A 25,984-nucleotide genomic window follows, 5' to 3' on the forward strand; every position below is an offset into this window, starting at 1 on the left:
ATAAATTAATCCTTTGATTTTCCAGTTATTCTAGGGGGAGCATCAGAACCATAGGGGTTATTTTTACTAAAACCACCAGTTTGCTTATTAATCCGTCCTGTTATTGCCTCTCCCCAAGTTTTAGGCTCAAGTCCTCTTCTGGGGTCAGAAAACCTGATTGATTCTGCTGGAGTTAATTTATCATCGAAGCTGCGAACATTAGCCTTAATATCAATACCCGCTTCTCTCGCAGCAGTTATACGAGTGTTATCCATACTGGTAAATTTCCCATCAGGCATTTTTACAACATCAACAGGGTCCCCTTTCCAACCATCTTTTTTCATACCTGAAACAAGATCATCATAACTGTATTTCACACCACTTCCTCTTTCGGTTTTATTATATGAAACCGTGTTCTGTGAGAATCTGATTTCATTAGGATTAAACGTCGAGATGTTGCCTGTCGCACCTTTTGACGCATTATTAGGCTGATTTGCAGATGCGTTATTTCCTTTTGCTCCCACATTAGCAGTTTGGTTAGGCTGTACTTGAGTAGCTTCCCCCGGGACGCTTTTATCAACATTATTTTTTGATGATACAGGTGATGGCTTCGCCTGAATCTTATTATTGGCTGCGCCTCCAATAGCTCCGACCGCAGTCTCCAGCAGCAACAGGTTACGCTGCTCTTCCTGCACGTACTGCGCCGCATCGGCTTTGGATAACCCGGCGTTTTCCAGCTCTTTTTGGCGCAGTTCCGTGTTAAAGAACCCGGAGAGGGGTCCGCTGCCGCCATTTAGCCAACTGCTCTGCTCTGAACGCCCCAGCTTGTCATTGGCACGGTAACCTGAAACAGCCAGCTCCTTACCCAGCTCATGGTTGATGAATGCCAGTTCTTCGCGGCTCAACTCACCACTCAACGCCATCTGTTTCAGGCTGTTGATGGTCGCATCACTGGCCTGCCGGTATTCTGCCCAGACCCCTTTACGGCAACGGTCATCCTGACACGATGCCAGTTTACCGCGCATGTCTTCAACCGACGGCAGACCTTTATCCAGAATCCGCTGGCTCAGTTCTTTGGCCTTACCACAGGCTTCCGGTGACAGCGTGCGGCAATCGCCCAGATTTCGGGAGGCCAGCGCATTATTCTCAATTGCATTCTTCCCTGCCTGCGCCCCAGTGAGGGCACTGGCGCTGGAGTCACCGGCAATACCACCGGCCAGTCCGGCCGCCAGAGTGGAAAGGGTGCTGATAGTTTGTTTTTGCTCTTCCGTTAACTCACTGACTTTGGCCCCGTCGCCGTAAAGCTGCTTAATCAGGACCTGAGCCGCCAGTTCACCGGACGCGGCACCGGCTGCTCCCGCCAAGGCATTATTGCCGCTGACTTCCGCCGCCACCGCGCCTAAAATCGCATGGGCCAGCGTGTTAGTGGCGATATCCACCTGATGGGTTTTCGGGTCGGTGGTCAGCTCTTTTATCACGCCCGCCAGATACGGTGAAGCGCCCCCGGCCAGCGCCTGACCGAGATTGTTGCCCGCTAAGCCCTGAATCGCTGCCGTAGCCGCCTGTAGGGCTTTCTGATAGGTTCCGCCGGTCCCAAAGCCCGAGTCATTCAGCGCCTGTGTGTAAGCGGTGTCATAAACTTGCTTATTGATATCCGCCGCAGTCGGGTGTGGATTGCCACTGTCGACCAGTTTTTTTCTGGCTGCGGCTTTGTCCGGTTCACTGATATGGTCCAGCTTCGCTTTCGCCGCTTTGGTGGCGATAATTTTCCCTTCGGTACTGGCTATCTCGGTCATCTGGGCGCTGACTTCGCCAATCAGTTGCGCCTGTTTCAGTCGTTGCTGCTCTTTTTCCTTGTCAAATATCGGACTGAGGACATTCGCGGCGTTATCGGTATCGCGGCTGAGGGTGGCGATATCCTGCGTCTGGTGCGCCTTATCCCGGATAATCAGGTTGCCGTCGCTGACGGCGGCGTGCGTGGTGCTGCTGTCATGGCCCTGGTTATGGGAACCGCTCAGCCCATTGACCGCCAGATTATTCAGGACCTGACCGGCGGTGGGTTGGCCGAGGCTGACGCCCGCGCTTTGCTGCTCAACAGTAAAGTCCGCTTGATTGTGAATGTCCCTGAAGCCCAGCGTTCCGGTGTTCAGGGTGTTGTTGGCTTTGTCGGCGGTACTTGCTATCACCGCGCCGTCCAGTTGGGTGTGGTCGCCGACGTTAACCTGATAGCCGCTTTTGCCGGCAAACAGCCCGGTCTGCTCCTGCACGCTGTCATAGTTGCTGTGCAGTTTATTGCGGCTGGCATTGAGGCTCGCTGTGCCGTTAGTGAGGGGACCTGCGGTGGCGCTGACGCCCGCGCTGGCGTTGTGTTGCTGGCTGTCATAGCGCTGGCTGTCCTGCTCGCTGCTTAATGTCAAATGACGTTTTACGTCGGCGGTAATCTGCTCGCCGCTGACCTGAGCCCCTTTCAGCGTCGTATCCCGGCCACTGTTCAGCCCGACGGTCTGTCCCGCCTGTAACGTGGTGTTAGTGTGACTGACGCCGTTGCCGTTTTCATGGCCGGTGCCCCGACTGACATTGGCTGAGACGCTCAGGCCGGTGCCCCCCGGCCCGACAGTCAGGCCCACGCCCAGCGAGCTGCCGTGGCTGCTGTTTTTGCCGGTGGTCTGTTCGGTGTTCTGGCTGGAGGAGAGCTGAATATCCCGGTGAGCATTCAGTTGCAGGTCTTTACCCGCCTGTAACTGGCTGCCCTGAATACGGATATCGCCATTCTGGCCTGATGCGCCTTTGCCATCCCCTTTGGCGGTTATGGTCAGGTTATCCCCGGCAGTGAGATGGCTGCCCTGTTGAGTGGTCTGGCGGTGCTGCTGTTCTGAACGGGAAGACTGGCGGCTATAGGACAGGCTCACCCCGGCCAGATTATTATTGCCTTTGTCGTCACTGCCCTGAGCCGCCGCCAGTCGGCCGGCCTGCACCGCTTGCACGCCGCTGAGGGCGGCTTGAGTGTTTTGCAGCGCTTTCACTCGCGGGTCACTTTCATTGCGAGCGGCTCTGGCGGTTTGCGCCGCGCTGTTAACGGCCCCGCCTGCGGCGCCACTCAGCGCCACGGTTAAGCCGCTCTGTTTTTGTTCGGTTTTTGTCGTGGTGTGATGGCGGTTTTCCACACTGGTGATATCGACCTGTTGACCGGTCAGCGTCAGGTCTTTACCGGCAATCACCTCGCTGCCGTGAACCCGGAGCTGTTCTCCCGCGTTGAGGGTGACATTGCCCTGGCTGCTGCCGACCGTGCTGCCTTTGCTCAGCTGGCTGTCACTGTCGGTGGTGACTTTCTGGCTGGCTTTGCCTAAGGTGAAGCCAATCCCCCCGGTCCCCATCAGGCCGGATTTTTTCTCCTGCCGCAAATGGGTTTCATCGTGCGCTTCGGCTGCGGTGGTGACGGTGAGCTGATGACCGGCGCTCAGGCTGACATCCTGCGTACCGGCGACATTGCTGCCGCTGATATTTAAGTTTTTACCGGCCTGGAGATTGACCTTATCGCCACTGAATGTGGTGCTCAGGGCCTGCCGGTCATGCACTTCGTCGTGGGTTTCCACTGACGACTTCGACAGCCAGCCTTTGCTGGTTTGCTTACTGTGCTCCACTAAGTCTGAGGATGCGGTACCGGTGGTCAGCGTCAGGTTATTGCCGGTCTGCGCCGTCAGTTGTTGACCGGCGTTGACGTGAGCGGCGGTGGCGTTCAAATCCTGCCCGGCTTGCAGGGTCACCTCACCGGCGCCGGTTATCTGGCTGCCGATATCCTGTTGCTGGGTCAGATGACGGTAGTTATCTTTCCCCCAGTCGCCCTGTTCTGTGCGGCGTGTGCTTAAGGCGTCCAGCGTCAGGTCATGGCCTGCCGTTATCTCGGTGTGACCCTCTTTACCGGCATTCTTGACGTCACTGGCGGTTAATTGCACATTGTTGATGGCGCTCAGCGATAAGGCGCCGTTATCGTTCTGCACATAGATGCCCGCAGGACGGTCCAGCCAGCGGTTAGCCTCATCCCCGCGCACGGTCGATGCACTGATGATATCCCGGCCTTTCAAGGCTACCCGGTCATCCCCCTGAATCCGGCCGCCCCGGTTGGCGAGCGTCTGTTGGGCCGTCACATCCACTTTGCCGCCGCGAATAAAGCCGCTGTTGGTCAGGTTGTTGGCCGTCAGTTGAGTGACGTCACGCCCGCTAATCGTGCCACTGTTGGTGATATCGCCCTGACTGTTGAGCGCCACGGTATTCCCGGCCAGCAAAGCGCCGTCACTGCGCAGGTCGCCCTGACGGACACGCGCGTAAACCTGCGGCACAGTCACCACCTCGGTAGTGCCATCCGGCAGGGTCACGGTTTGATTGGTCAGCCAGATAATGTCCGAGGTCAGCAACGCCATCTGCGCCGGACTCAGCGCCACGCCCGGCGTTAATTGCTGCTGTTTGCCAAAGGCGATACCCGCATCCATCAGCGCTTTAAACTGGGCTTCGTCGTTGTTGTAGCCCGGCAGATAGCGCTGGCCGGTCAGTTGGGTGATTTGGTCACGCACCAGACGCTGTTCGTAGAACCCATCGCCCAGGCGTTTGTGAACCAGCGCCGGGTCGTGCGTTAACTGTTGCCGCATGTAGTCCGAGCCGAGCCACTGTTTATACTGGGTAAATTTCGGGTCGGTCTCGACCAGATAGTGGCTGTCACTGCCCGGTTGCACGGTATACAGGCTGTTATTCGGCAGGCGGGTATCGGGCGTCACCACGCGTATCACCGGGTCGACTGTTTGCCCTTTGACGGTCTCCGGGGGCAAACTCAGTTCAAACGGCTGACCGGGCGGCAAGACCAGTGGCTGATTGTTGATACCGTTCACCGGCGTGACCGCTGTGGGGGCAGAATGTATCTGACCGGTTTGTCGGTCGGTAATCGTGATATCGGTACCCTGTGGACGGGTATGCGCCTGCCAGGCCAGCGTTTTCAGGTCAATCGTTTCTATTACCGGCGCGGGAGCATAACGACTGCGGCTTTTTCCCTGCGAAGTTTTGGTCCCTCCGAATCCGAACTTTTTCTTTCTGGTCTTTTTGGCGTACCAGCGGGTCTGGCGACCTTCATCGGTAGTGATGCGTTCCCCCTGAGTAGCGATATTGTGCAGTTCACCAATTTCACCACCGAGCGTGCCGCCAGCGACAATCTGGCTGTCGTGATTGGTGACCTGCGCACTGTTGAGCGTGATATTACCCCCGGCCAGAATTTTACCGGGGTCGCTCTGTTTGACCTGAGTTTCTTTGACGGTGCGGGTGTACTGATATTCGTAAAAGTCATTACTGCGGCTGCCATCCGGCATGATGGCATCGTGCACTTTGTATTTATTGCGGTGGGAAGTGTCCACCTGTGACCAGTCATAGCGAGTGGTCTGGCCGCTCAGTACCGCGTCGTGATGCTGAGACTTTTCTGTTTCGACGACCTGAGTGACCAACCCGGCGTTGGTGTTGTTAATCCGGTCGGCATTAATCTTCAAGTGGCGCCCGGCTTCAATCGTCGCCGCGTGGTTATTCAGTTCACGGGCTTGACCGGTGGCCGTCAGGGTGTTATCCAACCGGCCGCCGATGTGCATGTCGCCCACGCTGTAAATCTGCGCATGATGCTGGTTGTTGAGTGTTCCGGTGCCGATATCCAGTTGGTCCCGCGCCGCAATCACGGCGGCTTTGCCGTCCTGCGCGGTGTTATTCAACGTGCCCGTCTGGAGGGCAATTTGGTCACCGTAAATGCGCCCGGTGCCGGTATTGTTCAGGGTGTTGGCTGTAATATGGGTCAAGCCGCCGTCAATCAGTCCGGTGTTGTTCAGCGTATCGTGAGCCTGGATTTGCGTTTGTTTGGCGCTGATTTTACCGGAGGCGCTGTTGGTGAGATGCTGTGCGCCCAGATACAGCGCCCGACCGGCTTTTATCTGGCGGTCATTGATAAGATTGCCGGTCGTTTTCAGGGTCAGATTGCCATTGGCCGCCGTGTTGCCGGTATGGTGAAAATCCTCAGTTAAAGTGACCGCCATATCGCCCTGCGATAACAGTTGGCCGTCACCGCTCAGGCCGTGTGCGTTAATCGTGGCGTGCTCCCCGGCAATCAGCGTGCCTTGCCGGTTGTTAATCACCAGATGCGGTTGCCGGGCCTCGCTTTTGAGAGTGAGCTGTTTGCCCGCGGAGACCAGCCCCTGAGTATTATTCAAGGTCTGGCTGATGTTCGCTTTCAGATGGTTGGCTGCCCGTAAAGCGCCCTGAGTGTTGTCTACCCGTTGGGCGTTGACCGTCAGGTCTTGCGCTTCTAGCCCGTTATCCGCCTGCTTTGTTTCCCGGTTAATCAAATGAGCGGTGTTCAGGGTCAGTTGTGCGCCGCCACGGATAAGGCCGCCGGTGTTATCGGTTTGGGTGTCAACATTGAGGGTGGTGTCGCCCACCGCCTGCACCTGACCGTGACGATTGTCAAGCCGCTGGGTTTTCAGGTTGAGTGTCTCTGTCGACAACAGTTTGCCGTCCCGGTTATCCAGCGCGGCGTGTCGGGTATCGATAGCCAACTGTCCGCCTTGAAGATGACCGTGGCGATTGTCCAGTGGACCGCTGGTGATTGTGGTTTTTCCTGCTCCAATAATCTGGCCCTGCTGGTTATCCAGTAACTGCCCGTTGGTATCCAGAGTCAGGGCGTCGGCGGATTGTAAGGTCCCCTCACGGTTTATCAGTTGTCGGCTGTGAATGTCCAGCCCGCCATTCCCGGCAATCTGTCCTTGAGTATTAGTGAGCTCGGCGCTGGTCAGCGTGGTTTTACCGTCCGCGGCGATTATCCCGCTGGTGTTATCAACATCGCCGACGCGCAGGGTTAACTGCCCGCCGCTTAACACCCGGCCCGCTTTTTGGTCGGCATGGTGGGTATTGGTGAGCCTCTGCCCGTGGGTATCAATAGATATCTCGCGGCCAGCCTGTAACAGCCCCGCCGTATTATCCAGTTGACCACTGTTTAAGGTCAGGGTGTCTTCCGCTATCACCTGTCCGGCGATATTGGTGAAGGGATGGCCTGTCGTCCGGCTGTCAATGTCTTGCGCCAGCAACACGCCTTGGGTGTTATCCAGGGTCTGGCTGGTCGTGGTCAGTCGGGTTTTGGCTTCAAGATGACCGTTAACGTTTTGAATAGTTTTGCCCACGGTGAGGGTGGCGCTGTCCCCGGTTGCCACGATGCTCCCCCGGCGATTATCCAATTGAGTCGCGCTGAGCTGGAGCGCGTGACCGGCTTCCAGTCGGCCAGCCTGATTGTCCAGCGTGTCTTTGACCGCCAGTGTCAGCGAGCCTTTTTCGGCGGCCACGATGTTGCCGTGACGATTATCGACGGTTGTTGCTTTAAGGTTCAGGTTGCCGTTGCCCGCAAGGGTGCCGTGCTGGTTATCCAGCCTCCGAGTGGTGAGGGACAGCGTATCTTTGCCCTGTTGTTGCATCACGCCGCCTTGATGGCTCAGGGTGTCGGCGTTGACGGTTATCTGCCCGGCCTGAGTTTCGGCGTGGTTGAGTTGCAGTTCACCGGCCTGTATCGTCAGGGCGCCATTGGTGAGCAGTTTGCCCTGATTGCCCAGCCACCGTTGGGTATTGAGTGATAATTGACCGTTGCCCGCCAGTTGCACGGTGCCCTGAGTATTATCGGCCTGATGCGCGGTCAGATGCAGGTCCTCGCCCTGACTGGCAATAGTGCCCTGACGGTTATTAAGCCGGTCTGTGGTGAGGGTCAGTTTCCCCTGATTGAATACCATCCCCTCATGGTTATTCAGGGCGTGGGTGTTAAGCGCCAGTTCACCGGTCCCGGTCTGGTTAATTTTTCCTTTCAGGTTAGAGATATCCGGGGTCGTGAGGTGGATTTCCCGCGCCACTAACTGGCCGCTGTCGTTGTTAAACTGGCCCGGGGTTTTCGCGCTAAAACGGTCGGCGTTGACGGTAGCGCGAGCGGTACTGATGCCCGATTGACTGGCAGTCAATTGGATATGTCCGGCCGCCGTCTGGCTGTCACTCAGGTCAATCTGTTGACTGTGGATAGCCAGCGTATCGGCGGCCAGATTTTTGCCATTGGCCTGAACGTGTTGTTTGGCCGTCAGGGTCAAGGAGCCGGGTAAAGTGGTACGACCTTTATCATCTATCCCCGCTGCCCATACACTGTCATGGCTGCTGTGTATCGTGTCGGCGGTAACGGTGGTATCGCCGCGGGCTTCCACCCGGCCCTGATTATCTAGTGCGCCGCCAGCCCGCAAGGTCAGTGCCGACTGTGACAGCAATTTACCGGTGTTCGAAACATTAGCAGACGAAGTTAATTGCAACGCGTCACGACTACTGATAGCGCCGCGATTCTCTATCCGGCCATCGGCGGTGATATGCACTTCGCCGGCAGACGCGCCGATATTGCCGGCATTATGCACCCCCACCCCCGCTTCGGTGCCTATCAGCCTGATTTTATGGGCGTACATGCCGCCCAGTGCCGCCACATCCAGCGCAAACGCCGGGTGCTTTTCATCGTCAATCGATTTTTTCTTAATCTGCTGATGCGTCGCATCGACAATATTGCGCCCGGTGGTCACTTTCAGGTCTTGCGCGTGTAATTTGGCGTTAATCGCCACGGAGCGGGCGATAATATCGGTGTAACTTTGCTGTGTGCTGTCCATGCCGCGCCCGTCAATCCGCACTTCCCCCTGATTGACATCAAACCCTTTCAACCGACCCTGTTCCATCAGCGCCTGTCCGGTGGTGAGCGTAGTGCGATGTGAGTTAATGAAACCGCAACCGTTACAGGTGATGCCCGAAGGATTGGCAATAATCACCTCGGCTTTATGCCCGGCGACTTCAATCCAGCCATTGAGTTGACTGGGGTCACGACTGTTGACTTCGTTAAGAATAACGCTGGCGTCCCCTTTGGCTAACCACGGATTGCCCGCTACCATACCCCCCAGTTGCGTCTGGGTGGCTTGATGGCTGTTATTGAGGATAACTCCCTGTTTATCCACGTCAAACTGACGGTAGGTATTGTGGGAAACGCCGTCGACGCCGGGGGTCTGGATATTAACCTGAGGCGTGCCGTTGGCGCTGCGAATGATGGTCGGCTGCTGACGTCCCGGCGCCTGTCCATCGGCCACAATCGCCGCCTGCGCGGTGAGCGAAATCCCGCCAAGGGCTAACAACAACCCAAACCGTAGCGCGGTGAGTCGGCAACGACGCTGCGGTGAAGAGGGGCGATGAGCGCGGCGTCCGGCTCTTCCCCGTCCGGCCCGCGCTATTTCTGCCACCACCATCCACAGCTGGCGAGATTGATTAAAGATAATACGATATAACTGCTTGTTCATGATTTTTGCTCCACACAACACTACCCACTGGCAGTTTTGTTATTTGAATTAATACTGCCAATACAGGTTGAATCCGGCCGTGACGGGGGAAGTTTGGAAACCGGCGGGTTTGGACAGCGGGACGCCGACAAACAGGTCGTAGCTCACCTTTTTCAGGCTGCCGCGCCAGCCCAGGGCGCTCCCCGCCAGGTGTTTTCCGAGCAGCGCGTCGCTGCCCCGGCCGCCCACTTCGCCATAATCCATTGCCAGATACAGCGACTGCCCTTTCAGCGGGGTTTGCCAGTCCAGTTCGTTGCGGCTGTACCAGCCCCGATCAGCGGATAAGGTCAACTCGCCATCAAAGCCGCGCACCGTCCAGCGGCCACCAATTGAAAATCGATCCTGAGGCGTCAATGGGCTGGCGCTTATCTGTCGCAGATACTGGGTCTGATAAGAAAAGGGCTGAGAAAACAGTGTTAACGGCCCGGCCAGCGTCGCCGAGAACTGGGTGATTTTAGGCAAGGCGGTCCCTTCATTGCGGTACTCTTCCGGCGCCGGTTGTGCGCCAAACCAGCGCATGCCCTGCTGGTAAGTCACTGTGGTATCCAGCGTCGCGCTGCCGATAAAGTGATGATGAGACAGCCCCAGCTTCCAGCCCGCGGTTTCCCGGCGTTGAACATCGACTTCGGTCTTATCAATAAAATTGCGCGAAGTCCGGCGATAAATTTCACCGTTGAGCCCGGTTTTCTGGTCGGCGTTACGGTGTAGCACCCGGCTAAGCTGGACCGCCAGGTTTTGGCTTTTGCCCCGGTATTGGATCGCCTGATTCAGCCCGGCTATCGTCTGGGTATAATCGTAATGACTGGCCGTCACGCTCGCCATCCAGTAGCCGAAAGGCAGGGAGTAATAGAGCGTGTCATTTTGGCTGCCCTTCCCGGCAGATGAGTGAATATCGCGCCCACCGGAGAGATAGAACAGGTCGCTGAGCGCCAGCGGGTTATCCAGAAAAAAGGTGAGTCCGCCCTGATAACGCCCGGTGCTTTTGGAGCCGGTATCATCCAGATACGTGGCGACTCGCCAGTGGCGGGACTGACGCCAGTCCAGCACAATATCGCTCTCCCCCGGCTGCGCTGCCGGGACAATGTTCATCTCCGCCCGCACGGTCGGGAAACGTTGCAAGTTTTCCAATCCCTGCTCGATATCCCGTAAATCCAGTAATTTGCCTTCACGCGCGGGAAAGGGGGTTATCCGCTGGATATAGTTCCCGCTGTCTGGGGTATAGCGGATATGCCGGATGTTGCCCGGTATCATCACCAGTTTTAAGGTTTGGGTACGCAGATCCTGGGGAGGAGCCAGAACCCGGCTGGTGACATAGCCATGATTGATGAGCTGATCTTGCAATTGGGTTATCAGCTGGCTGATGCCTTTATCGCCCAGGCAATGGTTTTCGCCTTGTTGAGCGACACGCCGGAACGGTAGCCAGTGCGGGAAATTTTCGGTGCCGGCCAATACGACATGGGTGACAGGAAAACAGGGGGTTTCCACCGCAAAGGTGGCTGACTCCCCGGTTTCCGGTACCGACAGGTGAACTTCCGCAGGCGGCGGGGCTAATTGCGCCTCCAGAGCGTGCTGACGAGCCTGTTGATGAATGAGTTGTTGATCTGCGATGTCGGCGGCTTGACTGCCTGAGGCTACGCTACAAAAGACCGTTAATACCAAAATACTGCTTTTCATTGACTTTCTATTCCACAATGTCGAAACAGCATTAACCACGAATTTAGCTTAACGATCAATATTTAGGGTTGATTATCAACCGGGCAACTAAAATAGGGGATTGGTTAAGATAGCAGCAAAAACAAGGAGTTATATGACAAAGCAAAAAACAGGCCAATGTGATTATTTTGTGACAGTATTGTATAAAAAATAGATTAATATTAATCATTTAATAACCAGTATTAATAATTTCAAATTAATTTTACTTCTTTTGTTTTTATGGTGTGATTTACATCACATTTACGATGATTGATTTCAGCATTGAATTACTTGAACTGTGACAGTTATTTTTAATTTGTGATAAGTAATGACCTTTTATGATTAGGTTGGATGATGACTTTTAGCTCAGTTGGCAAAACAGGCGCTACGCTATTGCGGATTGGGAGATAATCATCAGAAGCAGGTGTTCGTAATTCATTTACAGAGTGGAAAAAATCATGAACCTTAAGGAGACAAAGATCGCTAGTGCGGATTTATGCCAGTCTTGCTTTGTGTCAACTGTTCGGCCTGTCATTTTGCTCACTTTTTGAAAGGCATAAATGATTATTCTATACAGTATGAAAAGCTTTCTTGACGTTGAAATGGACCTTGATTAATTTAAGGCAGTATTCGTTGTCGCGTAAGCGATCGTTAATGTTCCCGCAGTCTGAGAGGAACGCCTTCGGGTGACTGATTTCAATGCCATTGTAGCCTGAGAGATGGCGTCTTCGGACGGCAAATCCGTTTATCCTTTGAAAACGGGTATCACTAACAATAGTGATGAAGGTGCAATTTCACAGACAGTTTTCCGACTTGCCAGTATCCTCAAACAACAACCTACGGTTCATTTTGCTTTCTACGCTTGCCTGGGTGGTTTCGTTCAGCAGTCTGGATGACTGTTGCCAGATTTGACAGGTTATTGGGTATCTTGCGGACAGCGCATTGGGTCCAGAAGAAATGGGCGGCGTCACTTGTTGGCGTGATAACGAAAACCAAGTGACGCTGCCAGCGTACAACCTGCCAAGCCACGTAATATAAGCTTTCCCCACGTCTCCTACTGTCTGATCGACACGTAGTACATGGGTCAGGATAGTTTGAAGACTGCCACTTACCCTAACGTCTTGAGTGAAAAACAATCATGTTGACGTTTTATATTCAGAAGAAGGAGAACAATCGACTCGATATTGATGGCGACGTCAGTGAAAACTGACGTTGGAGGTAGTCTGACAACGGTCAGGACGGTGTAAACCGCGAACAGCTCAGAGAGCTGGGGTGCCTCGTAAGAACTCAACATTTCGCCACCCCGATGCACAGATATCAGTCGAGCCGCAGGAAGCGCAAATCAAACCGTGCCGTTGGGGTTGAGAGATGACATTCAGAATACTGTTTTGTATTGCTTGCCTCCGTCAGGTTACAAGCGGTGGTGTCGTGTGGGTTAAAAAGGAAATCGTTTGAATGTCAAAGTTGAGTAAACAGTTAGTCACATTGGCCCGTCAGGCTGGCGGCAGTTTTAAAACCGTTTCAGACAGAATGAAAATAGCCAAACGTCTGGCAGAAAGCATGGCGATATTAAATATTCAAATCCGTGATATTAAGAATATGAAAATTAATCATATTGAAAAATATATTGATAGCCGAAAGTCAGAGAATATTTCAAAGCGCACGTTACAAAATGAGATGGCGGCTGTTCGGGCGATATTCGCTATGGCGGGAAGATCTCAATTAGCTAACCCTCATCACAAACGGTTAAGTAATCATGCGCTCGGATTATCTGGCGCCAGCCGGGAGGGGACTAAGATGGCGATTTCGGATGAGCGTTATCACACGACGCTTGTTGTGGTCCGGGGGAAAGATGAAGGGGTAGCTGCGGCTATGCAACTTTCTCGTTATCTGGGACTGCGAACGGAAGAAGCGGTTCAGGCGGCAAAGTCATTAAGAACGTGGGAAAAAGCTTTATTGCGTGGGGATGAAAGAGTGAGGGTGGTGTTTGGTACAAAAGGAGGACGTCCCCGTGACACGACGGTGGTTGATCGGGATAAAGTGATCCAGGCAGTCAGGGTGGCAATAAAGTATGCCAATAAAAATCAGGGTCGTTTGATTGATAAACCGAATTTACATTCGGCCATTGATCGTTACCGGAATATCGTCAGGGAAGCGGGGTTAACCGGAAAGTCTTCGCCACACAGTTTGCGTTATGCTTATGCTGTTGAGGCCATAAATTATCATTTATCGAAAGGATTAAGTCGAAAAGAAGCGGAAGCGATGGTTTCGATGGATTTAGGGCATGGGGATGGACGCGGGCATTATGTTGCCCGTGTGTATAATAGACAGGGTGGCCATGATTAATCTGTTTTTGGATTTAGCTTGAATAAGAAAAGCATTCTGTTTAGCATAGATTGGCTTATTTGTTGTTTTTGAACAACTGTCAATGTTCTTGCAGTTTGAGAGGAACGCTTTCGAGTGACCTGTAATGCCACTGTAGCCTGCAAAGTGGCGCCTTTGGGCGGTACACCCGTTTATCCTTTGAAAACGGGTATCACTCATCAGTGATGAAGGTGCAATTTTACTGACCCAGTGGAGGCGTTTAGTTTCCCGATGGGTGACAATCTTCCTCAGTAATCAGGAGGATTGCTAATAGGAAATATAAAACGCGGCTTTGAGACTCACGAGTCTGCCCGTACAAGCGAACCACGTATAGGAAACCTGTTTGACCCCTGTTGACAGCAGTGATGATAATTACTGCGGTGACTGGCGTCATGAGATTTTCTACCTGCCGGATAAGCGGTTAATACCGTGATACCCATTCTGACTACCACCCTGACGGGGAAGACTTTTCCCTGATACAGGGAGAGTGTTCCTCGTTTTTTTCATTCGAGGAAATATTATGCAAACTTTATCGTTATCAACGGAAATATCGGTGAAATCTGTCCGGTTTGAAGAACTGTTTTCGACACAAAGCTGGCTTGAGGCGTTGTTAAAGAAAATGTTTTTTCGCCGGGCCATTCGGTTATGTCCCGGGTATCAGGGCGATTTCTGGGAGGGCCGTGTTTTGTCAAATGGCATTTTTTATGCCGTTCCGACGTTTCAACAACAATACCGTGTGTTTGTTGAGGATAATGGTTTTGAGGGGATCATGTCAGCGGAGGCTTTTGGCATCACGGTGACGCTATTCTCTCTGTATGAACTGGCAGATTTCAGTGAGCAGGACGACGATATTAAAGCCTTTCATGCTTTGTATGGTTATGCTCGTGGGCATTCAGAAGCTGAAAAAATACTCGCGGCTATTGATTAAATATTATCTGCTTATTCGAACTGAATTTTTATTTAACCCAAGTGAGGCGTGTTTCCCGGGTTGGCGATAACAGGGCCAGTTCCCGTATCTTAAAGGCGTCCTGATAAGGATTGACCTGACGGATTGATTCACTTTGCATGATGTTCTTGACGAGCATCTTTTTTCACTTCCCGGGGCTTGTCCCCGTCAAGGGCGGGTTCCAGTAACAGGAGCTGTTAATGCCTGCTTTTCATTCACCTTCTGATCCGACAATCCTGCCGGCTTCAGAGACATTAACCCCGAAACAACAATCCCTCATCCGCGATTTGATCCGTGATGAATGTGACTACCGTGATCGTGACGCACTCTTCAAACTTTTGAGCGTGATAACGCTGCTTAAATTTGCAGGGATCTTAACGCTGGGTGTGTTGTTACTGGTTTTCCGGTTGTTATGGGGATAAAAGGAGACGAACGATGCTAATGATCTTTGTGACAGTGCTTTGGGGCGTGATTCGTTGGATTTCTTTGTCGTTTTACCATGTGCTGTCCTGGTTGTTACGGCGAAAACCGGTGAGGTTACCGGCAGCTCATGCGCGAAGACACACGGTGTATGCCGGTAAATGGCAACTTTCTGACGACGCCAAGTCGTGCGGGAGACCAGTGGTGGTGAGAGATATGCACAGCTACAAACCGGGTGTCGAGTTACTATATTTCGGTGAGGAGAGTTCGGAGCCGTTTTATGGCGAGCGGTACCTTATCGACGAAACGGAAGCGGTGGATTCGGCGCAACAGATGCTCACGCGTCTGTTGAGACAGCGTAGTTTGTCAAAGGTTTATGATGAGGCTGCATAATGGTCAATGAGACGTTGACTGCCGTTACCTGGTCGGTGATGTCGGCTGTGGCGATTGAAGAGCCAGTCTGGCTGCGAATGGTAAGTTATCCGTCTGCGCCGGAATATGAAACCGAACGGTTTCATCAACTGATTTACCAGGCGTTCAAAGCCTGGTCGGCAGCAAAGCCGGGAACGTGTGAGGTGACGTTTGGTTTTTTCTGTTTGCCGCATGACGGCGACATGAGGGCCCCCTTATGGCAAGCGCTGCGGCTTAAACATGAATCTGATCGGTTGCTGATTGCGTTGGACGCCTAATGGATTGATTACCCTGACGGGGAAACCCGTGAGGGTTAACTCCGTCAGTCATTTTTTTACAACAGGAGTTAACCCTATGAGTACAATGACGACGAAAGAACACATTCGGGAACCGTCCCAGTCCCTGTCAGTGCAGGCGCTGGCTGAACCGGAAATATTCAGAAAAACCCGTAGCCGGTTTAATCAGTGGCTGCAGGCGCAATTCGACAATCACTATCACACGCTGAGAAATCATGGTTATCGCTGTTTTCTTGCTCGTCATCATCCGACCGAGCTTGAGCGTTACGATGAGGCTTGTGAAGCCTTACGGCGTGAGGAATTTCACCGGTTCAGTGAGTTGCAGACGCTGGGGCTGTTCCTGTATCAACAGGTTCAGCTAAAGGAGAAAAAACTCAGGCAGCGTCGTCGCTGGCTGTTGACCGGGATAGCATTGACGTCGCTGGTGACAGGCGTGTATTTGATGCTTCACGCTTACGAGGTTGACTTGTCAGCAGTTTATCACTGGCTGACTGCGTTACCGGCCAAAATAGCGCATTATTTCATGCGCTAATTATTTATCCCCCGGGGAGAGACGACTCCCTGTGGAAGGGTCTCTTCCTTAATTTTAGACAGGAAAAATGATGACCCTTTCTTACCTACCGGATGATATCTGCCGGTTAATAACCCGACGTCTTACAGACAGCCTGGAAAGTGGATGGGCGCCCTGGCAAGCGGCCAGTGAGTACGGTTTGCCGCAGCATGCGCTGACCGGACAACCGTTTAGCGGTATCAATGTGCTGTTGCTCTGGCAAACTATGTTGCAGCGGCAGTTGATATCTAACCGCTGGTTAACCGGTGATGATTTAAGAGCGTTAGGCGGATGGGTGGTCAACGGTGAAAAACCGACAACCATCGTCCGTTACCGGCCTTCAATGTCGCTGATACGTGTCATTAATTTGGAACAATGTGAAGGACTGCCGACAGAACTTCAACCCGGTTTTCCTTTACCTCCGCGTCCGGCTCCCGGTTTTACCGCTGTTCAGCAACTGGTGACGGCCAGTGGGATCCCGGTGGTTCATCGGTCGGGCATCGTGCCCGTTTACCGACCATTTCATGACCGTATTGAGCTGCCTGTCCGGCGGGACTACGTTGAAGATTTACAATACTGGCATGACTTGTTGCATCAACTGGTTTATGCCACTGGCCATCCGTCCCGGTTAAACCGCTTTGGCCTGACAACCCAAAGTGAGTTAGATGAAGCTCGGGAACAATGGGTGACAGCATTGGGCGCGGCGTTTGTGGCGGCATTAACCGGTGTCCGGGGTAACTCGGTCTATCCTGATAATACAGTACATTGGGAACACGCTTTGGGTTCAGATCCGTGGTGGTTATTTCAGGTGGCTAATGATGCCCGCCGTGCTATGGATTATTTGCAAGACCGCAGACAGCAGTTACCGACCCAGGTGGAATTGTGGCAGCAGATGGCTGCCGTGTTGCTCAGTGAGCACTATGGTCTGCCGCTGAATGACACCATGCTGGAATATGATGAGGTGGTTCAGCGCCATATTGATCAGGGTATCACGCCGCTGATGGCTGTCAGTGCTTTAGCCCGAATATATCACTGGGAACGGCATGACCAGCCAGAAGGCAGGTTGTTCCCGGAAGAGTTGGGGCAGGCCAGCGAGGCATTGGCGTTATTTGCCAGCCAGCCATCGTGTCTGAACTATGCTCGGATCCCGGTGGCAGAACCCGCGGATACTGGCGAGCCGGACAGATCATCACACGCTGAGGAGTTGTTGTTACCGCCGGTGGCGTCTGACCGTGGCTATGCGGATGAAGATAATGATCCGCCTGACGATAACGTTGTGGCGCTGCCATTAGCGGCAACTTACCGGGAACCGAATCCACATAAACAGGCTTTTATCAGACTGTTTAACCAGATTGCGCCCCATGAAAACCGCTGGCAGGTGTTCTGTGATTTTGTGCATATGGCAGCCTGTTCATTGTATAACGCGCTATTGCAAAATGAGGAATTTGAAGCGGACTATATGCAGCGGGTTAAACGTTATTCCCGTGAAGATGCATTCCGGCTGAGTCGTTTGCTGAGTGAAGTTATTATGGGACTGGAGTATGAGGTCGGTGATTTTCTGGGGTCTATTTTCATGGCGCTGGAATTAGGTAATGACCAGGCTGGCCAGTATTTTACGCCGTTTCCTGTCAGCCATATGATGGCCAGAATGCAGTTCGCTGAAGGCTTGACGAGGTTGGGATCCGGAGAGCATGAATATATCACGGTGTCTGACCCGGCTTGTGGCGCCGGCGGGATGATTATTGCGATGCATCAGGCCATGCTGGAAGCGGGGTTTAATCCTCAGCGGCAGATGTTGGCGTTTTGTGTCGATATCGACCCGGTTGCCGCGATGATGACGTATATCCAACTGTCATTGCTGGGCATCCCGGCCGTGGTCACGGTAGGCAATTCACTCACTCATGTCATGTCTCAGCAAATGGTGACGCCAATGTACCATTTAGGCTTCTGGCAGTTCAAACGTCAGCGTCAGGAAGCTGAAGACGAAATAGTGATGCGCAAGGCTGGCTGACATCACATCTTTAATTCAAAGTCACCATTGGGTGGCATCACATTAACCCGATAGGGGATATCCCCTACAGGGGGAACCCCGTCAATCACGAGATTTCCCTTATGTCTTTATTACGTTTTTATATTCGGCATCAATTCGCAGAGCGAATGGGGCTGGAGCTGGATGACGACGCTATTTTCTATCTGTTTCATGAGAGCCAGGGAGATTACATCAATACCTATATAAAGTTTATCAAAGAGTTACTTTTGCCCATCATGACTCATCTTTTGGACAGTTTGTCTGAGGATCCGGCAAACCGGGCCAGATGCAGAAATAGTGAGCGTATCCTGACGTTATGGATACGGGGAATGGATGCGATATCTCATGCTTATCAGGATCCGATGCTGATGCCCTATACCCATCCGGAAAGCAGTGGTCGTGTGGATACCCTTATCAGACCCGACACAGCCGTTTTGCTGAATATGTCGGCGGAGGAGTTTCTCCGTCTGACGGCACAGGATAACTTGCCGGAGGAGGAACAAATCACGCTGGAACAGTTCAGTAAAACGCAACAGTACTGGACACGTTTTATGGACTATTTGGATAAGCAGTTGACAGAAACGTGTCTGTATTGTTTTGAACGTTTGGGTCAATTTCTGCGTTACTTACAGGTTGAACCCCGTTTAATCCGGCGTTTTTCCTCCGCTATCGGTTACATCGATGTATTAATGGGGCCACAGGATTTGCACAATATTGATGCAGAGGAATTTGAGTCAGGGTATCTCGAAGACTATATCGATGAGGTCTCCGATGGATTTATGACGCCCGTCCAGTTTCGGGTTGATGTGGTATACAAAAATGATCGTGTGATAGAGAGTTTTCGATCAGATGTAGACATTGAAGATGTTAACAACCCAACAGTCAGAGATTATCGGGATGTGGTGGATGAGGCAATCACCTGGGTAGATGAGCAGTTTGTGCTGAAAACCCGTTCAGTGAGCCTGTCTTCGCCAGTACAGAGGCTGGCAGCATAACTAAAATTTAACCCATTGGGGGAAATGTTCCCTCAAGGGGAACGTTTCTCCTCAGGAGAACGACGATGTTACTTTTTAAGGCTAAAGACCTGAAACCCGTGTTGCGGGAAGCGATAGCCCATCAGTGTGACGTGTTGCTGGTCAAAGATCAGGGTATTTATATCATGTCTGATATGGGTACGATGCAAAACGGCAGGTATCTTGTCGCTTATGCGTGCGGTTATCATCCAGAGAAGGACGAAGGCTGGTATGAACGTGCCCGGGAGGCGGTGGGCGGAGATGATTTTGCGGAAAAGCTGGGTTTCTCCGTATTAACACTCAACCGGTTACTGAATGACAAATGTGATCTGAAGGTGACGCTGACAGCCACACAAATTATCACACAATTTTACCCCTGATTGCCGGGATGTCGGCAGTCGTTTTCACCCTGACGGGCGTTATTTCCCGTCAGGGGATAACGCCCGTTTTTATTTCGGAGCGTTACTGATGAAAAAGATCAAGACCAAAACAGCCCCAAAAACTGTCCGCAAGAATAAAGTCGCCCGTCGTCATGGCAGGCATTTCCGGCCTGATTTGTACCGGGTGATGACGGGCAGGATTATCGCGGCGTTTGGAAAAAGAAGGTGCCCTGATGTACAGGCCACAAAATTGTGGAGACCGGCTGTCCGGCTATAAATAATTCGGATAGGTCTATCCGAAAGTGGGATAGCCTTTTTTCACATCGCTGAACTTATCACTTGCCTGTGGGGGTATTGCCTCCACAGGGTAAGCCCTGTTTCAGGTAAAAAAAGAGGATTTTCTACTATGCTGAAGGGGTACGCTAATCGTTTGCATATCACGGGTCAACCTGACCAACTGGAGGCTCTGCAATAATGGGGATTGGGAGACGTCATTCCCTATTACGGGCAGGCTATCCATCAAAGTATTAAGCTGTTTGTCGCGGGCTGTGCCGGTCTCCTGCAACCCACTGAAACGACAGATTACCCACTTTATCCGGCGCTGGTAGCGAAAGGAACAGGGGTAGACTCACCGGAAAACCGGGCGTTTGAGCAATGGCTGGCCTTGTTAAAAGATAATGTTGCGCTTGATGAAGTCACCAGCCAACAGATTGACAGGCTATACCAACAAAGTGGTCTGGCCGCGCGAAAATGGGAGACGTTGCTCCCGGTAGCGCAGGAAACCATCATAGCGTTGTTTAACCAAAAGTCCTGCGACTGGTTCGGTCTGGTTGACTGGAACGGAGAGCGTGACACGGAAATGCTGTGGTCTCATCTTGATGACCGGCTGACAGAGAAAGTTCCTTGTGACTTGTTTCTGCTGATACCGACCCGTCTTGCGAGTGAAATCAATGGATTTTGCGGTGGATTGTTAAGGAATCACGAAACGACTCATGAGTTGTATTTCCGATTGTACGATATGGCACGGCCGCGAGGTTATGAAATAGCCTGGAAGTACAATGATGATGGTAGTCTGACCGGGGATTTTGATACAGCACCCTGGGAGCCATGGTATGAAAAAATTATGGTGCCTTTATCCAGGCAATATCACTGCCATATTACCCATTATTTTGAGGATGTCTGTGGCTTTTGTGGTTACGACAAGTACCAGAATGGGCAGTGGGAAGCTGGCAGCTTTGATGAGCTGGAATTTGGTGAGGAAGGTGAGGGCGGTATCCGTAAAGTGGTCGGGCCGGCCTACATTCTCGGCAATATTTCACATGACGGATGTTAGTGCGCTGACAATGTTATCCCGCAGGGAAATTCCTGTGGTGAATTGACATAAAAAACAGGTTCAGGTTTGCCTGAGCGTCTGATAACACTACTGCCGGCGGATATGACGCCGGCGATTTACCCATTGGGGGAATATTCCTCTGAGGGGGAGTGTCCGGCTCTTGGGCCGGAGTTTTATCCAACAGGACGGAGATGAGAAATAAATCGATTGAGGCTGTTTTGTTCATCTCTGACACGTTTTGGTCTGAATCGATAGTGCTTCCCAGATGCACTGGACACATTCTATTTCCCTTAATCCTTTCTTGCATGAGCCGCCATGTGCCTTTTGTACTTATCATGACTGATTCAACGAAATAACCGGATACACGCTTCGTTTACCCGTGACGGAATTGGGAACGTTTGAATCATTGCGTGCGGTTTTCATCGATTAATTTTTATTCCCGGAAAAGAGTTTTGCCTTGTCCCTGTCAGAGGATGTATTAGGGTTTTGGGAAAAAAGAGGAGATTAATCGTGTTGAAAAAAATTAACATCCTGCTGGCGGGAACATCCGCAGGAAAAAAGTTACTTCCACAACCCACCGCCATCCCAGAAACGGTCAAAGCAGGCTACTTTTTGCCGTCTGAGCCCAGACTGTTGTTGGATACTGCCCGGCGACGGCAGAGTTTACAGTGTCTGTGGGACAATAGCGCATTACCTAAAACACACTATCAGGCATTGTGGCTGGCCCCGTTACATGAGTGTGTTGCATTGATGCAACAACTTCCGGCGGCATCGCAGGGGCCTTATGCCCACTTGGGTGGCTTGATAGATGTGACTTTGCAATGTACTGCATTTGCCGTACGTCTGGCGAAAGGACAGATGTTACCGCCGGGTGTAGCCCCTGAGACGCAGGCAGAACAAAGTGTGATATGGAGCACGGTGGTGTTTTACGCTGCGTTATTTCATTTTTTACCTGTTTTGGCCCAGTTTGACGGAGAACTGGATGAAGGCCAACCCTGGTACCCGGGATTGGTTGTGCCGCAGGGGCCGTATCGTTTCCGGTTCAAAACTCCTCCAGTGGAGACGAGGGTTGCCTGTCATTTCGGGGTGTTACTCGCCGGACGATTGCTGCCGGCTAAGGCGTTGACCTGGCTGGCGTCAGTACCTCATGCCTTGCCTGCGCTGTTCTGTATTTTATCCGGTGATATGAAGGAAGATGACGCAATCAATCAGATAATGACAGCAGCTTTGAATAAAGCGGGCGCGCCGACAATATCAGAAATATTCTCTGTCACGGCGGCATCACCGCAAATGATTGTTTCAGGAAACCTTGATGTTTCTGCTACGCCTTTATCAACAACAATGGACAGTGTTCTGCCTTCTCAGAGACGGCAGGAAGATAACACGATGACTGAAATTGTTTCATCAGCCGTGAGGCCGGTTGATGCGATCTCTTCTGCCATCATGACAGTCGCGCCGGAGAAGGGGGTACCGTCGGATGGGAGCACGCAACAGCTATTGTCATTAATGGGGATAAATGTCGCGGGCACAGTGACAGAACAGGTTGTGGCCAGTGAAGCAGAAATCATACCGCCATACACGCCGGTGCCTTCACAACACGCAGTTCAGACAACATTGCAGCATGAAAATGTTATTGAGACATCCTGTATTGGAGAGCAATTCTGGGACTGGCTGTCCGCTGGGTTAAGGCATGGAGTGATGACCATTAATACGCCGCAAGCCCGGATACATCTGGTCAGTGGTTTTGTGTTTGTGAGTGCGCCGGCCATTTTCTTCCAGTTTCTCAGTGAGAAGAAGCAGGCGGATGGCAAAGAGGTTAGCCAAAAATGGAAACGGGTACAAACCGCATTTGAGCGGTTGGGACGACATCGAGTCAGTGGTGGAAAGTGTTTTTGTTGTTGTCATCTTTATGATTCGGCTGATCGGACTGGCTCCTATCAACGTATTCATGGCTACTTAATCAAAAACACGTTGCTTTATCGTGACCGTTCTGTACCAGAGGATAGCCCTTTTCTCATGATTTCATGAGAAAGCATCTTTAATAACAATATGTTATTTTCTGCGCCCCGCAATGGGTTTTTAAATTGATGAAGTGAGGAAGTAGAGATGGACAGTATGACCTGGGATAACCTGCTGGATGAGTATTTCTTTGCCAAAATGTTGCGGCCGGATACGGAGTCAAGTTATCGCAAGGTGGTGAATACCTTCCAGGTGTTTGCAGGTGTGGACAATCGGCCTGCTCAAGTGACCCGACAACAGGTGCTGGCGTAGCGCAGATATGTGTTGCATCAGTCCGGACGGAAAGGTGTGACCTGGAACAGTAAGATTGCGCATATGCGGGCGTTGTTTAATTTGGCGATAAAAGAAAAAATACTGCCTCAAACGGAAAACCCATTTAATGGTGTCGTGGTTAATGCAAACAAGAAGAAAAAGAAAACATTAACCAAAAAACAGCTGACAGCCCTGTATCTCACGATGGGGCAATTTGAAGAGCGGGAGCGACAGGCAGGGGATAACCATCGTGCCCGCTGTGCATTATATCCGACCTGGTATTGGCTGACGGTACTGGATACATTGCGTTATACCGGGATGCGGCAAAATCAGCTATTACATATTCGGCTTGGAGATGTTGATCTGAAAGAACGCCGGATTATTCTTTGCTCCGAGGGGAGTAAGAACCATTATGAACATTTGGTGCCGGTGGTGAAATGGTTGTATCCGCGACTGGAAGTTTTGCTGGAACGTGCCCTGGCGGCTGGGGCAAAACTGAGTGATCCTCTGTTCTGTGTGAACTATTTTACCGCCAAAACAGACAGAGGAAGTGAAACCGACCCGTTACAGACGATAAAATCATTCTTTCGGCGCTTATCAAAAGAGTGTGGATTTGATGTGGGTCCACACCGTTTCCGGCATACATTGGCAACTGAACTGATGAAAGCGCCTGATCGTAATTTGCAAATGGTACGCGGATTATTGGGGCATCGCAGTATTACTACTACGATGGAATATATTGATATCAATCTGGATACTGCCGGGCGTACGCTGGAGCGTGAATTAATGCTGTATACCGATGTTGAACCAGAGAGAGGCGAAACGTTAATCGGATAAAACAGAATATGCCTGCTATTGATTGAACTTGTCTTAATCTATTACAAATTCCCTGTCGCAGGATAGGGAATTTTTTTGAACTGATACCATCACCCATAATTAACTTTCTTCTGATCAATGAGGAAAGTTGAGTAACCAACATACAACATCGTGTTAATTAATTCATTGATTTTAGTTTGGATGGCTTGACAGTTGCAATAGAACTTGTAAATATTGCGCTCGAAAGAAAAAGGGACATCTGATTTCTCAGATATCCTGAATCTGGAACCCCTTTGATTAACATCGAAATATTGCATGATTGAATAATACCACGCGATGCATTTTTAGGTCCCGGTATCGAGCGCTTGTTGAGTTTTCTCATCTCTCAACCAACGCACCTTGAATTGGTGCCCGGAGGCGGAATCGAACCACCGACACGAGGATTTTCAATCCTCTGCTCTACCGACTGAGCTATCCGGGCAACGGGGCGCATTAAACCGTATTCGGTAGAGCTCGTCAATAGATTTCTTTGGGAATAGTGATTTGTGCTTTGAAATTATTCGATTAGCCAGAAATATAGGCAAAATAATAACGGAGAGTAGAAAAATTGCTCCCCGTTATTTTCTTAATATTTTAATGTCTTAATGATGATAGACTTTCTGGGCAGTATTGACTTTCATCAGGTAACGACGTGATTCTGCCGATGGATGTTTGGTCGTTAGGGTTTCATAAACATCACCCGGCGCCATTTTATTTATAATTTGAGCCGCTTTTTTCTTATCGCTGGAAAATACCCGTAATACACTACCTGCACCACCATTGTAAGCCGTTATTACCGCGTAACGGCGAGATGTTGCATTAGTGATGTCACCCAGATAACTGTTTTGTAATATCGATAAATATGCTGTGCCGGCATCGATATTATTTTCTGGATCAAATAGATAACTACGGCTTGGTTGCCCTGATTTACCTTTCATCTTAAAGACATCACGGCCAGCAGTATGTTGTACAACTTGCATCAGCCCAAGTGCATCAGAACGGCTGACTGCATAGGGATTGAAGCTGGATTCTATTTGCATAATTGCCAAAATTAGGGATTCATCTATGCCATATTTAATGGAAGCTTGACGAATCAGTGGCAGATATTTATGAGCACGTTTGTCCAAATGGTTTGGAACCAGTTGTATAGTGACAGACCAAATGACATGTAAACCAGATTGGCGTTTTTGTAATTTGTTGGCAATCAGATAATCTGCAAAGTGTGTTGCTCGCCATTCCCAACGAATCGGTTGGCCGTTGTTGTCCATAACTTGTCCGTAAAGAAAGGGTTCTTTACTGATCTGAATATCGTTAGTATCAGAATAGAGATCAACGGAACCTGGATCGTCACCCATTAATAAGGTCGTGATAATGGCCTTGCGTAGATAGGTCGTAGGGTCAATTGGGGAAATTGTCTCAATCGTGATCGTTCCAGCTTCAAAATTGATATGGCTGCGAGTTTGGTATTGATCGGTATACTTTACGTAATCTTTTGGGCCTGCAATTAATACTTCATGCAACCCCCAAATGTTCTCAATGTTATGAGCAAACTGGCCCATCAAAATATCAAAACCATTGGTATCTTTTATATATTCTTCACGGTATTCACGATTTTTGTTGCTGGTACAGGAAACAAGAATTGGGGCAATAACAAACAGTGCTAACAGTTTTTTCATCTTACATTGCCATCTGGTATTGAATACAACATCAGAGCCGCTGGCTCTGATGAAAGCTAAATATTATTTTTCTGGTGGGGTATATCCATCAATTTGAATATCATGACCTTCGAACAGGAATTTAGCCATTTCCTGTTCAAGCAATTTACGATCTTCCGGATTCATGGTGTTGAGTTTTTTCTCATTGATCAGCATGGTTTGTTTGCTCATCCATTGTCCCCATGCTTCTTTGGAAATTTCATTGAAAATGCGTTTGCCCAATTCGCCCGGATAAAGCTGAAAATCCAGTCCTTCGGCTTCATGTTGTAAGAAAGTACAAAAAACAGTTCTGCTCATAATAAATCCTCAAAATAGTGGGTATG

The 25,984-nt window shown here is 51.0% G+C and carries 18 protein-coding genes, 1 tRNA gene and 2 pseudogenes; 14 read left to right on the forward strand and 7 right to left on the reverse strand.

Going from position 1 to position 25,984, the window contains the following annotated elements:
• Positions 1 to 5 precede the first annotated feature (5 nt).
• From B0X70_RS05700 to B0X70_RS05710, 3 genes are all read right to left on the reverse strand, one after another.
• The gene (locus B0X70_RS05700; protein WP_246593448.1) at positions 6 to 9,347 is read right to left on the reverse strand and encodes a two-partner secretion domain-containing protein; all 9,342 of its coding nucleotides are present in this window, start codon (positions 9,345 to 9,347) and stop codon (positions 6 to 8) included.
• Between the two features lie 48 nt (positions 9,348 to 9,395).
• Positions 9,396 to 11,060 carry a ShlB/FhaC/HecB family hemolysin secretion/activation protein gene (locus tag B0X70_RS05705; RefSeq protein WP_217471102.1) on the reverse strand — a complete coding sequence of 555 codons (1,665 nt, stop codon included), beginning with the start codon at positions 11,058 to 11,060 and terminating at the stop codon, positions 9,396 to 9,398.
• Positions 11,061 to 11,915: 855 nt separating this feature from the next.
• Positions 11,916 to 12,107, reverse strand: a complete 192-nt coding sequence (locus B0X70_RS05710; protein ID WP_131817520.1) for a hypothetical protein — start codon at positions 12,105 to 12,107, stop codon at positions 11,916 to 11,918.
• Positions 12,108 to 12,533: 426 nt separating this feature from the next.
• Here B0X70_RS05710 and B0X70_RS05715 point away from each other — a divergent pair, with 426 nt between their 5' ends.
• Both B0X70_RS05715 and B0X70_RS05720 read left to right on the forward strand, forming a co-directional pair.
• Positions 12,534 to 13,424: an integrase domain-containing protein gene (locus B0X70_RS05715; protein ID WP_217471103.1), complete on the forward strand. Its 891-nt coding sequence runs from the start codon at positions 12,534 to 12,536 to the stop codon at positions 13,422 to 13,424.
• A gap of 538 nt (positions 13,425 to 13,962) precedes the next feature.
• On the forward strand, positions 13,963 to 14,370 hold the full coding sequence (locus tag B0X70_RS05720) for an antirestriction protein (protein WP_051560679.1): 408 nt from the start codon (positions 13,963 to 13,965) through the stop codon (positions 14,368 to 14,370).
• A 28-nt stretch (positions 14,371 to 14,398) separates the two neighbouring features.
• On the opposite strand, the gene B0X70_RS25565 is transcribed toward B0X70_RS05720, so the two are convergent.
• A complete protein-coding gene (locus B0X70_RS25565) occupies positions 14,399 to 14,527 on the reverse strand; it encodes a hypothetical protein (protein ID WP_256448169.1) in 129 nt (42 codons plus the stop codon).
• 61 nt (positions 14,528 to 14,588) lie between these two features.
• Between B0X70_RS25565 and B0X70_RS05725 the strand changes: the two genes are divergently transcribed.
• The 12 genes and pseudogenes from B0X70_RS05725 to B0X70_RS05775 all read left to right on the forward strand — a co-directional run bounded on the left by B0X70_RS05725 (position 14,589) and on the right by B0X70_RS05775 (position 23,928).
• On the forward strand, positions 14,589 to 14,810 hold the full coding sequence (locus B0X70_RS05725; protein WP_021324418.1) for a hypothetical protein: 222 nt from the start codon (positions 14,589 to 14,591) through the stop codon (positions 14,808 to 14,810).
• A 13-nt stretch (positions 14,811 to 14,823) separates the two neighbouring features.
• Positions 14,824 to 15,201: a hypothetical protein gene (locus tag B0X70_RS05730; protein WP_217471104.1), complete on the forward strand. Its 378-nt coding sequence runs from the start codon at positions 14,824 to 14,826 to the stop codon at positions 15,199 to 15,201.
• Entirely contained in the window at positions 15,201 to 15,497 is a 297-nt protein-coding gene (locus B0X70_RS05735) for a hypothetical protein (RefSeq protein ID WP_217471105.1), read from the forward strand. Before B0X70_RS05730 ends, B0X70_RS05735 begins: the two co-directional genes overlap by 1 nt.
• A gap of 76 nt (positions 15,498 to 15,573) precedes the next feature.
• Positions 15,574 to 16,047 (forward strand): hypothetical protein, encoded by a 474-nt coding sequence (locus tag B0X70_RS05740; RefSeq protein WP_217471106.1) that lies wholly within the window; start codon positions 15,574 to 15,576, stop codon positions 16,045 to 16,047.
• Between the two features lie 70 nt (positions 16,048 to 16,117).
• Positions 16,118 to 18,076, forward strand: coding sequence for a TA system toxin CbtA family protein (locus tag B0X70_RS05745; RefSeq protein ID WP_246593449.1), 1,959 nt, complete (start codon positions 16,118 to 16,120; stop codon positions 18,074 to 18,076).
• A gap of 101 nt (positions 18,077 to 18,177) precedes the next feature.
• Positions 18,178 to 19,089 carry a hypothetical protein gene (locus tag B0X70_RS05750; RefSeq protein WP_217470279.1) on the forward strand — a complete coding sequence of 304 codons (912 nt, stop codon included), beginning with the start codon at positions 18,178 to 18,180 and terminating at the stop codon, positions 19,087 to 19,089.
• 65 nt (positions 19,090 to 19,154) lie between these two features.
• Positions 19,155 to 19,487 carry a DUF3085 domain-containing protein gene (locus B0X70_RS05755; RefSeq protein ID WP_046975216.1) on the forward strand — a complete coding sequence of 111 codons (333 nt, stop codon included), beginning with the start codon at positions 19,155 to 19,157 and terminating at the stop codon, positions 19,485 to 19,487.
• 88 nt (positions 19,488 to 19,575) lie between these two features.
• Entirely contained in the window at positions 19,576 to 19,764 is a 189-nt protein-coding gene (locus B0X70_RS05760) for a hypothetical protein (RefSeq protein WP_217471108.1), read from the forward strand.
• Positions 19,765 to 19,893: 129 nt separating this feature from the next.
• Positions 19,894 to 20,820: pseudogene (locus tag B0X70_RS05765) on the forward strand (DUF1281 domain-containing protein).
• A 66-nt stretch (positions 20,821 to 20,886) separates the two neighbouring features.
• Positions 20,887 to 21,015, forward strand: coding sequence for a hypothetical protein (locus tag B0X70_RS25570; protein ID WP_256448170.1), 129 nt, complete (start codon positions 20,887 to 20,889; stop codon positions 21,013 to 21,015).
• A gap of 315 nt (positions 21,016 to 21,330) precedes the next feature.
• The gene (locus B0X70_RS05770; RefSeq protein WP_246593450.1) at positions 21,331 to 22,848 is read left to right on the forward strand and encodes a conjugal transfer nickase/helicase domain-containing protein; all 1,518 of its coding nucleotides are present in this window, start codon (positions 21,331 to 21,333) and stop codon (positions 22,846 to 22,848) included.
• A gap of 78 nt (positions 22,849 to 22,926) precedes the next feature.
• Positions 22,927 to 23,928 (forward strand): annotated as a pseudogene (locus B0X70_RS05775) (tyrosine-type recombinase/integrase).
• A gap of 384 nt (positions 23,929 to 24,312) precedes the next feature.
• Here B0X70_RS05775 and B0X70_RS05780 read toward each other — a convergent pair.
• The 3 genes from B0X70_RS05780 to B0X70_RS05790 form a co-directional block, all read right to left on the reverse strand.
• Positions 24,313 to 24,388, reverse strand: a tRNA-Phe gene (locus B0X70_RS05780).
• A gap of 160 nt (positions 24,389 to 24,548) precedes the next feature.
• Positions 24,549 to 25,622: a membrane-bound lytic murein transglycosylase MltC gene (mltC, locus tag B0X70_RS05785; protein WP_036814749.1), complete on the reverse strand. Its 1,074-nt coding sequence runs from the start codon at positions 25,620 to 25,622 to the stop codon at positions 24,549 to 24,551.
• 63 nt (positions 25,623 to 25,685) lie between these two features.
• Complete coding sequence (locus B0X70_RS05790) at positions 25,686 to 25,958, reverse strand: oxidative damage protection protein (RefSeq protein WP_214040508.1); 273 nt, start codon at positions 25,956 to 25,958, stop codon at positions 25,686 to 25,688.
• Between the last annotated feature and the right edge of the window lie 26 nt (positions 25,959 to 25,984).

The organism is Photorhabdus akhurstii (assembly GCF_019090985.1).
Taxonomy (GTDB): Bacteria; Pseudomonadota; Gammaproteobacteria; order Enterobacterales; family Enterobacteriaceae; genus Photorhabdus; species Photorhabdus akhurstii.

What these genes read in the sequence shown, in the direction of transcription:
- B0X70_RS05700 (WP_246593448.1), bottom strand. Translation starts at nt 9,347, where the DNA reads ATGAACAAGCAGTTATATCGTATTATCTTTAATCAATCTCGCCAGCTG.
- B0X70_RS05705 (WP_217471102.1), bottom strand. Translation starts at nt 11,060, where the DNA reads ATGAAAAGCAGTATTTTGGTATTAACGGTCTTTTGTAGCGTAGCCTCA.
- B0X70_RS05715 (WP_217471103.1), top strand. Translation starts at nt 12,534, where the DNA reads ATGTCAAAGTTGAGTAAACAGTTAGTCACATTGGCCCGTCAGGCTGGC.
- B0X70_RS05720 (WP_051560679.1), top strand. Translation starts at nt 13,963, where the DNA reads ATGCAAACTTTATCGTTATCAACGGAAATATCGGTGAAATCTGTCCGG.
- B0X70_RS25565 (WP_256448169.1), bottom strand. Translation starts at nt 14,527, where the DNA reads ATGCTCGTCAAGAACATCATGCAAAGTGAATCAATCCGTCAGGTCAAT.
- B0X70_RS05725 (WP_021324418.1), top strand. Translation starts at nt 14,589, where the DNA reads ATGCCTGCTTTTCATTCACCTTCTGATCCGACAATCCTGCCGGCTTCA.
- B0X70_RS05730 (WP_217471104.1), top strand. Translation starts at nt 14,824, where the DNA reads ATGCTAATGATCTTTGTGACAGTGCTTTGGGGCGTGATTCGTTGGATT.
- B0X70_RS05735 (WP_217471105.1), top strand. Translation starts at nt 15,201, where the DNA reads ATGGTCAATGAGACGTTGACTGCCGTTACCTGGTCGGTGATGTCGGCT.
- B0X70_RS05740 (WP_217471106.1), top strand. Translation starts at nt 15,574, where the DNA reads ATGAGTACAATGACGACGAAAGAACACATTCGGGAACCGTCCCAGTCC.
- B0X70_RS05745 (WP_246593449.1), top strand. Translation starts at nt 16,118, where the DNA reads ATGACCCTTTCTTACCTACCGGATGATATCTGCCGGTTAATAACCCGA.
- B0X70_RS05750 (WP_217470279.1), top strand. Translation starts at nt 18,178, where the DNA reads ATGTCTTTATTACGTTTTTATATTCGGCATCAATTCGCAGAGCGAATG.
- B0X70_RS05755 (WP_046975216.1), top strand. Translation starts at nt 19,155, where the DNA reads ATGTTACTTTTTAAGGCTAAAGACCTGAAACCCGTGTTGCGGGAAGCG.
- B0X70_RS05760 (WP_217471108.1), top strand. Translation starts at nt 19,576, where the DNA reads ATGAAAAAGATCAAGACCAAAACAGCCCCAAAAACTGTCCGCAAGAAT.
- mltC (WP_036814749.1), bottom strand. Translation starts at nt 25,622, where the DNA reads ATGAAAAAACTGTTAGCACTGTTTGTTATTGCCCCAATTCTTGTTTCC.
- B0X70_RS05790 (WP_214040508.1), bottom strand. Translation starts at nt 25,958, where the DNA reads ATGAGCAGAACTGTTTTTTGTACTTTCTTACAACATGAAGCCGAAGGA.